General features: G+C 57.0%; 8 protein-coding genes. 4 read left to right on the top strand and 4 right to left on the bottom strand.

The genetic code is table 11. The features are described from left to right. Positions 1–178 precede the first annotated feature (178 nt). Positions 179–2,341, bottom strand: coding sequence for a hypothetical protein (locus tag B3873_RS24925; RefSeq protein WP_286869698.1), 2,163 nt, complete (start codon positions 2,339–2,341; stop codon positions 179–181). 414 nt (positions 2,342–2,755) lie between these two features. On the opposite strand from B3873_RS24925, the gene B3873_RS24920 reads away from it, so the two are divergent. The 4 genes from B3873_RS24920 (at position 2,756) to tssA (ending at position 7,163) form a co-directional block, all read left to right on the top strand. After that, positions 2,756–3,493 carry a putative type VI secretion system effector gene (locus B3873_RS24920; RefSeq protein ID WP_158601290.1) on the top strand — a complete coding sequence of 246 codons (738 nt, stop codon included), beginning with the start codon at positions 2,756–2,758 and terminating at the stop codon, positions 3,491–3,493. Positions 3,494–3,701: 208 nt separating this feature from the next. Next, a complete protein-coding gene (locus B3873_RS24915) occupies positions 3,702–4,646 on the top strand; it encodes a DUF6708 domain-containing protein (protein WP_286869695.1) in 945 nt (314 codons plus the stop codon). Positions 4,647–4,660: 14 nt separating this feature from the next. Next, on the top strand, positions 4,661–5,566 hold the full coding sequence (locus B3873_RS24910) for a DUF6708 domain-containing protein (RefSeq protein WP_286869693.1): 906 nt from the start codon (positions 4,661–4,663) through the stop codon (positions 5,564–5,566). Between the two features lie 469 nt (positions 5,567–6,035). Then, positions 6,036–7,163: a type VI secretion system protein TssA gene (tssA, locus tag B3873_RS24905; RefSeq protein WP_121045733.1), complete on the top strand. Its 1,128-nt coding sequence runs from the start codon at positions 6,036–6,038 to the stop codon at positions 7,161–7,163. Between the two features lie 93 nt (positions 7,164–7,256). Here the strand turns inward: tssA and B3873_RS24900 are convergent, their stop codons facing one another. The 3 genes from B3873_RS24900 to B3873_RS24890 all read right to left on the bottom strand — a co-directional run. Then, positions 7,257–8,063, bottom strand: coding sequence for an OmpA family protein (locus B3873_RS24900; protein WP_286869690.1), 807 nt, complete (start codon positions 8,061–8,063; stop codon positions 7,257–7,259). Between the two features lie 3 nt (positions 8,064–8,066). Further along, positions 8,067–9,053: a type VI secretion system-associated protein TagF gene (gene tagF, locus B3873_RS24895; protein WP_034330839.1), complete on the bottom strand. Its 987-nt coding sequence runs from the start codon at positions 9,051–9,053 to the stop codon at positions 8,067–8,069. After that, positions 9,050–11,735 (bottom strand): ImcF-related family protein (locus tag B3873_RS24890; protein WP_286869687.1); only part of this gene is annotated, 2,686 nt, incomplete at its 5' end. The genes B3873_RS24890 and tagF, both read right to left, overlap by 4 nt.

Raw genomic sequence — 11,735 nt, 5'->3', positions numbered from 1 at the left:
GACGGGCCGACGGTATCGACGAAAAAATGACCAAATTGTGGAAGGAAAGCGGCTTCAAGCCTCCTGTGGCTGGCTATAGTTTCCGCTGCGCTGGGTTGGCACAATAAAACCGATGACTGCGCGTTGATCGTCCGCATATCATCGTCGGCAACAGCACGACCGGACGATGCCGGGGGCATCAGGCGTACATGGTCTTGTCTTCATCCGGTCCGATATGCATCGGGTCGATCTGGTTGATCGGCTCAACCTGAGCCAGCATGGTGAAATTGGGATTGTCTCCACGCAAAAAGTCGTAGCGCGGCGAGTCATTCATGGCCACCGCATAGCCGCGTGAGGGTTGACGCTTCAAGCGACGCTCGATGGTGTCCAGTTCGTCATCCATATCGTTCACCCCCAATTGCAGAAAACGCTTGAGATGCGAGCGAGTGTCTTCGGTTGTCTTGCTGCCACGGGCGGTAAGGTGTTGCAGCACATTCTGGAAATCTGCCAGCGTCTGGGTCCAGCTCAAAATCAACAGGACGGCTTTTTTCCGCTGGTGGTAAGCATCCAAGCCGATGTAATTGCCGTTGTCCAGCCAATCTGCCTTGCCGTGCCGCGTTAGCTGGTAGAGAAGCATGCCTTTTGCTTCGGGCGTCGAGATTCTGAGCATCTTGGGATTGCTCAGCACATTGGCCGCCAATGCATTTCGGCGTTCCGAGGCTTCGAAATTTTTTATCACGGCATCGACATAGGCCTGGATTTGGGTCAAATCATCCAATAGGAATTTGGCTGCGTTCTGGCCGCTTTGGATCACGAGGAACTGGATATCCGTGATTGCCGCAAATGCTTCCCTGCGGATGAATGCCAACACTTCATAATTGGCGTGATAAAGCTGATAGAAGACCCAGACCATGAATTCGCCTATCAGCCGGGCGTCGACTTCGAACTTGATCTTTCCTTTTGCCCCTACACCGACGCAGAGGCTGGCTGACATGAGGAAACGAAATTTGCCATCAATGTAGGTCAATTCCAGCTTGGCGCTGATACCCGCGCCCGCCATGGCACTGACGCCCGGGGCGATCTTTGCGAAATCCTTGAATTTTTGCGCTTTGTCTTCAGGGTTAAGCCATTGAATAGCACCGCTGACATCGGCGTCAGCTTTAGCCCCGGCAAAAACGCCCAGTTCTGCTTTGGCGGGCGTGATTTCAGTGTCACGTCCAGCTATCTGGACTCCTTCATCGTTCACCGAGAAGAGCCTGCGATTTGGCGGTGGAACTCCGCGAAGCCCGATTTTCTTTGGCTCTATCTTGAGTTCGCAGCCCAGTTCTGCCACGGCGCTCGCACCCACGATTCCGGACAGAGAGATGCCGAACTCTGCTCGAACTGCACCTAGCGGATAGGTCTTGCCGTCGCTGGCACTGAACTGCCACACCCATCCCAAGCGATGAGGCGCGAAGAGCTTCATCGCCCCCTTTGCTTCAGCAAGCGCGAAATCTGCCTTCGCTTCTGCCTTCAGCCCAATCTTGCCCTCAGTGGGTTCCCATTCCGTCGAAGCGCCCACCCCCGCCATGTATCGCATCAGCTGTGCCTGCCCTGAAAGGTCGACATGGTTGCTTGCATAGGACACCTTCAGGTTGGCGTTCCATTTTTCTGCCCAATCACCCAATACGCCAGTGACGGCATGTTCGTCGAAATTGTAAAAATCGGCCTTGATCTTGGGCTTGATGGTGCGGAGCTGTTCGGTCAGCTTTTCCTTGTCGATCTTGTATTTACCGTTGGCGTCTTTCTTCAGTGCGCTCTTGTGGCCGGATTGGGTATCTTTCTTTGACGTCAGTGAGTAGGTGCGCCAGTGCGGCTTGATTCGTTCTGGGACGACATAGGTCATCTTCCGGCCGTACTGCGCCTGACGCTGCCCTGACGGCGTACGACTGCCTCGCCCGTCGCCCTTCAACTGCCGAATGGGGATCAGTTCGACGATGGCCGTTCCGCCATTGCTGATGTCAGTCAGCTTGCTGATCTTCTCTCGAAGGGCGTCGTTGGCTTTCTTGACTTGCTGTTCGGCGTTGGTCACGGCCTTTTCTGCGTTGGCCTTCGCAATAGGATCGGAACCTTTGAAGTTTCCAAAAGCGGCGATCGCCTGGCTCAGTCCGATATTTGCCTGCTGGAAGTCGTCGACCGCCTTGCACATGGCTTTGCCATGGTTCTCGAACGCCAGCGCCTCCGACCTGGGGACAAGCAGCAACTCGCCCGTCTCGGGGCGGAAGTAGAGTTCCGTCGCGTTATAGTGGACGTCTACTTTGCTGTCATGCTGGGTATTTGTTTTTGCTTTGCCAGCGGGCACCGGCTTTTCGTTATCGGACATCGCTATCGCTCTCTGCAGATGAGGATGATGATGGGGCAGCAAGGATGGTGATTGCTAATCAATACAGTCTGCCTGAGACAAATTGATGACGGCCAGGTTCCTTTCTATTGGAATCTATCAGCCAGAAGACCAGAAATGCGGTCGGTGACATAACAGGGAGTCGACGTCAGGTGAGAGAGCCTGCGTCCCCTTTTTCTTGCGTCACAAGCTCATCATTGATAATTCTGAGCTTGACTTTTGCATGAGCTATCCTTCGGTGCGCAAAAATTTTCTTGTAATTATCGATGACGCGCTCGAAACCTAGTCTTCACTTTCCTTATTCGGTATAAAAAGAACGGCAAATTCTGCATACGGTGAAATATCTGTACAGCGAAAAGAGCTTGAAAAATCGCTTATTGAGATTGGGGTACTTTAATGACTTCTTTTTTAAGAATGAAAACTGATGAAGACCTGCTTATGGTAAGCGGTGTCATTAAAAATTACGAATGTACCCGAGCTGAGGCTAGCTTCGTACTTACAAGAAACGATCAACGTGTAATGGAGATGTCTGCCGTAGCAAACGCCTTTGCTGGCATGGGTGGCGTAGCGACATCCCAGATGGCGAATGCCTCTAATATTGAAGAGGTGGCAGATTATCTTTCATTTGACATTGATGGAGAAAAGTACAAAGGGTGGGTGTGGAGAAGCCCCTTTGCAGAAGGGGATATGGCTGATGTCATTTATCGCCGAACAATTAATGGAAAAGAGTTGGTCGCGATAGCACGGCCTTCCGACAGGATGATTGCTCTTTATCCGCATTGTAGTCGTGGTGTTTTGGCGCACTGGAGATCAGTGTTGAATGCATGGCTGATATGGGTTGTTTTCCTGATTTCTATAGTTGTTTTTACTTGTCTGGGATTCGTCCTGGGGTTTACTGCAGAAATATTTCTGGATATGACTAATTACTACATATTGGCCTTTTTGATCATTTTCTTCTCAGCATTCACTATCAACATGGGATTTAAATTATTACCATTTGCGCGCGTCGCAGAACGTGTTTTTGCAGCGTTGGGCTGGGGAAATCCATCACGAATTGACTTAAAGAAGTCATCAAAAGAAAAGAGAAAAGACGGTGATCCCGGGGAGTATGGAACCTTCTATTTTCGATATTGACTGAGAGTCTTCGCCATCTGCATGAGATCGTTGTGCGAATTCGATTCTTCGTATCTTCTGGGGCATGTCAACCAGATACCACGTTGGCAAGTCACCTTAAACAGATTAAAAAATGACGACTGAAAAGTGCCGTGATCACATTCAATTTCTTTCCTGATGCCACCAATAGTGAGGATTGCCTGGCTAGTACGTTGGTAGCGGAGGAAGTGTGACAACAAGTAATACAAGCCGATTTAATCCGAAAAATCCTCTTTGGTATGAGGACCTCCCTAAGCGCGATTCAGGAATTGACTTTAATGAGCGCTTGGATAGTCCGCTCCTTGATGAGGATCTGAATCACGTCGATGAAAATTACCTGGAAATTTCACGCACATCGTCTGTCATCAGGGGGCTTGGCGTCCTGATCGGTATATCATTTTTTTTAATTTCCTTCGGATTCTTTATTCCTTTCTTGATCCATCGGTGGGGCGACTTTTTCAGTCTCGCGCCTTTGCTTGGACTCTTTTATTGCGTAATGCTGGCGGGCGGAATCATAGCAGTGGGATTGTTCGCTCTTTATGATTGTCTTCTTCCGAGAGATACGCCGGTACGATTTAATCGAAACACCAGAAAAATATACGTCTACGAATTTACGGCGTCATTGCAACGTCTTAAGCGCTGGCGAACGGAAATCAAGATCTATGATTGGGATCAGATCGAGGCGGAGATTGCCAAGTCTTCAGTATTTACCGGGAAGACTTACTCCGTTCGGCATGAGTTGGTGCTGGTGATCTGTAAACCAGCAACCAACGAGGTCATTGACCGTATTTCACTCAAGGGTAATGACGTTGGTGCCGAGACCCTGTATCAATTGTGGTCCTATGTCCGCCGGTTCATGGCCTACGGCCCGTCCCGTATTCCAGCGCTGATGACACGTGAGCAGAGTGTCGGCTTCGTCAAGAGCCTGTTTCATTTCATGCCCTACCTTTCCCCAACCGAGGAGGGCCGGCGCTTCCGTAGCAAGATGCGGTGGCTGGATTACTCGATCATTTTTCTGACGATCTGGTTTTTCTGGATCTGGCTGCCTCTTGGGCTTTGCCATTACGTTGCAATGAAGTGTGCTCCAGAGCCGTGTTGGCCTGCAGAAGTGGATGAAGAGAGTCGGCGTGGATAACAGAAAATTCTTTCATGAGTACATCGCGGTTTAATCCACCGAATTCCCTCTGGTATGAGGACCTCCCGGCCCGAGCGGCGATGGCGGAGGAAGAAGTTTCTGTCATGGCTTTGCAAGAGGATGTGATCGGTGTCGATCAAGATAAACTGGATATTTCTCGCGCATCCTCCACTCTGCGAGGCGGTTTCATTTTTATCGGAATGGCGGTCTTGCTGATACTGTGCTGGTTCGCGCCACATGTCTTCACGTCTATCTTCACGCCCCCGAGATCTGCATTGGTGATAACGATCTTGACGATTCAGAACCTCGCCCTCGCCGGCTACAGCCTGTTCCTGATCTGGCTGGACTGTCGAATTCCACGTGATCTTCCTGTACGTTTTGACCGTCGTGCTGGAAAGATTCACGTACAGGATTTCAGCCTCAGTCTCAACCCTTTCGCACACCGAAAACTTCTGCTGAAGACTTTCGACTGGACGGACATCGAGGCCGAGTTGACCAAACAGGCCGGATTCAACGGCAAGGTCTATATGGTGAGATACGCCTTGGTATTGGTAGTTTGCCGACCAGGAACCACGGAGGTGCTTGAGCGGATCACCCTCAGAGGTAACGACATTGCAACCCAAGGCTTGGAGTCTATCTGGTCCTATGTGCGAAGGTACATGGAGCAAGGCCCATCCAATCTGCCGACGCTACATGTGCGTGAGCGGCGGATTTCCTTGTTGAATAGCCTGTTCTTCTACATCCCCTATCTCGCTCCGGGAGAAGAAGGGCGGTGCTATCGTCACCATATGGGCGCGGTAGAGTTGATTCTCGCGTTTCTGATGATCTGGTTCTTCTGGATTTGGCTGCCGTTAGGGCTGTGCTACTACGTTGCAATGAGGTGTGCTCCAGAGTCAAGTTGGCCGGAAGGCTTGGATTGATGGGATCGCTGTGAAAAATTGAGCCATCGTTCTTTGGACAACTAAGGTTCTGTAGAGGCCTGTTTGGGAATCTGAAGAGTCCTGATTGACCGGTTAGACGGCGAAGAAATGTCTAGCCTAGAGGAACAGTTGTGGGTGAGGAGTTGTAGATGAGCCGCACCCGTTCCCGTTTTAATCCGATCAATCAACATTGGTACGAGGATTTACCAGACCTGCAGGCAGACTTCGGTCGCGATTTTGATTTCACGCGGCTCCTCTCGCAATGATCAGCATGGGGGGCAGGAGCATTTGAGATTGTCTCTCTCTGCTCATCGTCCCGCACAATTTTTCGTTTATTGCCTCGTCCCCGCGAACACCCGCCCCCAACCCTTGTCCAACCCCCTCCAAGGCCCGTCACTTCCAGCACGCGCATGCTGAAACAACGGGGATCATCATGACAAGAAAATAACTGATCGGGATCGCATCGACCATGAAACTGCCCACCCTGAAATCCTTGCTCGGCGTCAAGCCACCCACCTCTGCCGTCGACCCGCTGCTCAAGCCCATCAATGACAACCATCCCGGTGGCGAAGACCTCTCCTTCACCGCCGACCTGGACGCCATTGCCGAGGCGCGCCGCTTCGATGATCCGACCCTGGACCAGGGCGAATGGGTCACCGACATCAAGGAAGCCGACTGGATCTTCGTCGAGCAGCGCTGCGCCCAGCTCATCGAAACCCGCAGCAAGGACCTGCGCCTGGCCGTCTGGTACAGCGAAGCCGCCTGCAAGACGCGCGGCCTGCGCGGTCTGGGGGATGGGTTCCTGCTGGTGGCCGGGCTGTTCGACCAGTTCTGGGATCATCTCTATCCGCTGTCGGAAGACGGCGACCACGACCGCCGTGTCGGCAACCTGACCTGGCTGCTGTCGCGCTCGGTGCAGATGTCGCGCGAAATCCCCCTGACCGAAGGCCGTGGAAGCGCCTTCTCGCTGCTCGACTTCGACGCCGCCCGCACCCGCGCGGCCAATGCTGAACGGATCGCCAACGAAGGCGGCCAGCCGGAAGAGGGCATCAAGCTGGCCGTCATGGAATCGGCCCGCAAGCGCAGCTCACATGCCTTCTATGAAGCCATGCTGGCCGATACCCAGTACTGCCTGCAATGCTTGGAACAACTGGAAAAATCCGTGGATCAGCGCCTCGGTGTCGATGGTCCCGGCTTCTCCTCCGCCCGCGAGGCGATCACCCTGGTTCACGACACCATCGCCCGCTTCGCAGCAGATACCGGCCTGCGTTCGGTAGCTCCTGCAGAGATCGCCGTGGCCGATGAAAATACGGCTGCCGTGGCCGCGCAATTGAGTGAGCAAGGCAGCCCTGTTGCAGCGCCGGTCCAGCATCAGGGACCGATCCGCACGCGTGCCGAAGCCATTGCCCAACTGCGCGCCGTGGCAGAGTTCTTCCGCCGCACCGAGCCCCACAGCCCGGTCGCGCACCTGGCCGACAAGGCCGCACAATGGGGTGAGATGCCCTTGCACGCCTGGCTCAAAACCGTCATCAAAGACAACGCCGCACTGTCCCACGTCGAAGAACTGCTGGGATTGCAACCGCCGCCACAGGACTGAACATCGCCTGGCGACGCGCCCAAAGAAAAAAGGAACCGCAAAACAAGCGGTTCCTTTTTTTTCATGCCGGGCGAGATTTGCCCGCGTCTTGTCTTACTTGGCAATACGGAATTCGATCCGTCGATTCTTGGCACGCCCTTCAGCCGTATTGTTGGAAGCGACCGGACGATCCGGACCCTGGCCCGAGGTCGTCAGCAGACTTTCATCGACCCCCTTGGCACTCAGGTAGGCCTTGACCGCATCAGCCCGGGCCAGCGACAGCGAGATGTTGCTGGCGCGCAGGCCTTCATTGTCGGTGTTGCCGATGATCTCGACGTGCCGGCCCTTGAGCTTGAGCATGGTCGCAGCGATCTCGTCGAGGATGCGTTTGCCTTCGGGCGTCAGGGTGGCCTGTCCGCTTTCGAAGGCCACCACCCGGTTGGCCAGGGCGTTGTCCAGCAGACCCTGTTCCGAAGTGGAAACCCGCAAGCCGTTGTTCACGGTATAGGAAGAATTGAGGCTGCTGGCCATGTCACTGGCAATCTGCTGACGCTGCGCCTCATTGGACACTTCGCCCGAAATGCTGACGCTGGTGCCATCGATCTTGAGCTGGCCACGGCTGACTGCCTTGAGGTTGGGCGAAATCAGCTTCTGCACGTGATTGTTCCAGTTGGCCGGCAGCACCACCTGGCCGACCGCAATCTGATCCACCACGCGGTCAGCGCCATAGACTTCGCGCAGGCGCGCCAGCGCGGCAGCCTTGCTGGCTTCATCGGGGACGGTGCCGGTCACCAGTACCTGGCCCGGTGCGGGCGTGGCGACCGGCGGCGCAACGTTCTGTGCATGAACGACTGAGCAGGCGAACCAGGCCGCGCTCAACAGTGCCAGCCGGCGGGTTTGGGAAAGAATGTTCGTCTTCAAGATTCAGGCTCCGATGAAAGCTTCGCGGAATGAGGCGAGGGCCGAGGTCAGCGAGAGGTCGGGATGGGCCAGGTAGCTGGACAGTTTCTGGATGCCGTAGTCGCTGCCCACATGTTCTTCCACCCAGTCGGCATCGTCGAAGGGGATGTTGTGCTCGGCACCGGCCTGGATGTCCATCACCGAATGCAAGGTGCGCGGCGAAGCGCCCGAAAAGCCGAGGAACATGGCCGGCTGATCATCCAGCCGCGTCAGGAACAGCGCCAGCTCGAAATCGGCCCGGGTGAGGAAGGGCGTGATCAGGTGCATCCAGAAACTGGCCACCAGGCTGCGATACATCGGGTCGCGCGGCAGTGGCAGGATCAGGTTCTTGTCCAGACGGCTGGAGGTGCTGGCCATGACCGGCTGCAGCAGCAGTCCCAGCGCCAGCAACAACTGGCGCAGATTGCCGGTGAAGCCGGCCTCGGCCAGCATCTGTTGCAGCGAGCCCGTGGTCTGCAGATCCAGGAAGTCGGCAAAGGCCGCCGTGTAGCCGGCGCTGTTGATGTCCAGTTCCAGCGTGGTCGAGGCCAGGGTCTGCAGCGGCTGGGCCGGATCGGGTGCCGTCAGTACGCCTTGCGTGAGCGATTCCAGCCGCGACCAGAGACGCGAGAGGATCAGCGGACTGTTGCTGACGAAAGCGACCGGGTCTTCGATATCGAAGGCGCTCATCGAAATGAACGGGAAGCGTCGCTGCGACTGGTCGCCGCTGGCACGCAGGTGGCCCGCCACGGCACGCCGGCTGCGTGGTCCCATGACCACGAAGTGCAGCGGCTTGACGCCGTCGTAGATGATCTTCCAGCGCGCATCGCGCGACAGCAGCTCCATGGTCTGCGCCAGCCAGTTGTCCAGCAGCGTGATCAGGGCGGCGTTGTCAGTGGCCTTGATGAAATCCCCGCGCGCAGGAATCTTGCCGAAATAGCCGATCTTGATGGGGGTGCCGGTTGCACTCATTGCTTAGCCCCTGTAGTCATGGATTGAGTTTGCGATTGCACTTGCGCTGCCGGTGCGCCAGAGGGCGCAGTGGCCGGCGCTGGCGTCGGGACCTGCGCCGGGGCAGGCGTCGGCGCTTCCGGTGCGCCGCCAGCGATGGTTTCCGGCAGCTTCAGGCCACGCAGAGCGGCCGTGCCGCGGGCGGCACCGTTGCTGTTGCCGGAGACTTCGGCGCTGCTGATGATCTTGAGGTTCACCACCACCGTCACACCGTCATTGGTCCACGACAGCTCGAAAGCGCCGTTGTCCTTGCGCTTGCGCTGGGCCGTGTTGATCAGGCGTTCCAGGCCGAAGCGTCCGGGCTGGTTGGCCACTTCCACCGTGCGGCCGTCATAGGTCACGGCCGTCACCTTGGCACCCGGAGCGCCTTGCGGATTGGGCCACACGAAGTTGGTCCACTGCGCCTGGGTGTTGCGGTAGCGCAGTTGCTGGCCATCGATCTCGATGGTGTATTCCAGCGCGCCCGGTGCCGGCTGGGGCTGGATCTGGAACACAGTCTGCGCTTCTGCAGCACCGCCGCCCGCACCAGCACCGCCCGGCGCGCTGATCCAGTCGGCGAAGCTGGTGGTGATGGCCGGCGACAGGGTGATGCCCATGTCGGCCCACTTGCGCGGCGACAGCGTATCGCCCCGGCGCACCACCAGCGGACCCATGGCCGTGGTCACGAACTTGGAGATCGCACCGTTCTCGCCAAACACCGTTCCGATCTCGCCGCTGTTGGCTTCGATCTTGGAATTGGGCGAGAACGGATACTTGGCGGCCAGGTTGTTCTGGAACGGTTCGTACACCTGAGCACGCCAGATCTTGTTGACTTCGCCTTCGGTCGGACGCACCAGTGCATTGAAGCCCTGCACCAGCGGACGGACCAGCAACGGGCGCAGCGTGGTCTTCTGCTGGTCGTTCAGGCCGGGCAGCATCTCTTCATCGACGAACTTGAGCGAGTCCGACAGTTCCGAGCCATTGCCTTCCAGCGTCTGCTGCATCAGCTGCTTGGCACCGGGGCCGGTGTCGCCCTGGTTCTTGATGGTGTTCAGGCGGGTACGCAGCTTGGAGAGATTCTCCATGTAGCCGCGCATGAGCGAATTGCCCTTGTCCTTGCTCACCACCAGGCGTGCCACGCCGGCGAATTCGCGCCCCACCGGTCCCATCGGGATGGCGGTGCTGCCGTCGGTATTGAGCTGGGTCGGTACCGGGGCCGGCGAGCGGCGCAGGATGGTTTCCTTGAACCAGCCCATGAAGCCCTTGCTGGCGTTGGCCAGACCGGCATCGACCAGGGACGGGTTGTCCCACGAGGTTTCGTCGTAGACGGTGTTGATCACCTTGTTGAGCGGCGAGGTCAGCGGGTCGCCCAGACGGTTCATGGCATTGGTGGCGTCGTCCAGGTTGCGCAGTTCGACGATGCTCACGCCCTGCAGGAATTTCTGCCACTCGCGTGCATATTCGGTCTTGTACTGGGACACCAGCGCCTTCTGGATCTGCTCGGGACTGCCTTCCAGCGTCAGGTCATCCTTGGTGGAGGTCTTGAGCACCCAGTCGGCGCTCTGCAATTCCTTGTTGGCGGCTTCCTTGAAGGCATCCTGCACGAACTTCTCCCATGCATCGCGGGTGAAGGTGCCGGGGATGGCGTAGCTGCCCATGACCAGTTCCTTGTCCTTGTCGCCGACGATGCGGGCCACGGTCATGGAAGCGAAGCGGGTGGCGGCGCGTGCCTTCACATCGGCATACACGCGTTCGCGTGCCGGCATGCCACGCACCACGCGGCGCAGGTTTTCGCGGGTCTGGTCGACCAGGGTCAGCTTGCTTTCCACGGTCGGCCAGGACGGATCATTGATCTGCTCCAGCGAGAAGCTGATCAGGCGTTCGGCGCTGCGGATCATCTGTTCGCGCGGCATGGTGCCGCGGTTGGTCTCCAGCCAGCCGCGCCAGAAGCGGGTGATCTGGTCGCTCAGATGGCTGGACTCGGCGCGCGACTTGTCCGACAGCATCAGGTAGGTCTTGAGCGCGTTGTAGGCATCTTCCACGCTGGTGGCCGAGCTGTCCTTGTAGGTGCGCAGGGCATTGGCCGCCTGGGCCGCATTGTCGGCCACCGTCGTCACGCCTCCGGCTTGTGGCGGCTTGGCCATCGGTTCCAGCTTGCCGGAATTGGCGTTGACTTCCATCAGGTAGGTTTCGATGTTGGAGGACACCGGCTTCAACATGATTTCCTTGATGCCGGCAAAGTATTCCTCACGCAGCTTGCGCTCCAGCAGATCGCCCTGGTACAGCCCCAGGCCCACCGAGATCGGGCGGCTGGAACGATAGCGATCCAGCTGCTCGATGCGATCCTGCAGGATCTCCAGCGCTTCGAAGCGCGATTGCAGGTCCAGGCGCTTTTCCTGCAGCTTGACGGCCTTGTCCATGTCGGCCTGCACATTGGCCACCAGCTGGCGATTGCCCATGTAGGACCAGCTCCAGCCGCCCAGCAATGCCCCCAATACGGTCACCGCCGCGAAGAAGGTGACGTAGCGCATGCGGATCTTGTTGCGGCTGGTGTACTGCGCCACCAGCTGCTTGTCCGCGAAGATCACCTGCTTGAACAGGTTGTGCAGGAAGAAACCGTGCTGGGAGAAGATCTCGCGCTGCGGCTTGTGTTCCAGCGTCAGG

It is taken from the genome of Herbaspirillum sp. UBA812 (genome assembly GCF_002296545.1).
Lineage (GTDB): Bacteria > Pseudomonadota > Gammaproteobacteria > Burkholderiales > Burkholderiaceae_D > Herbaspirillum > Herbaspirillum huttiense.
This window is presented reverse-complemented; position numbering and strand designations above follow the sequence as displayed.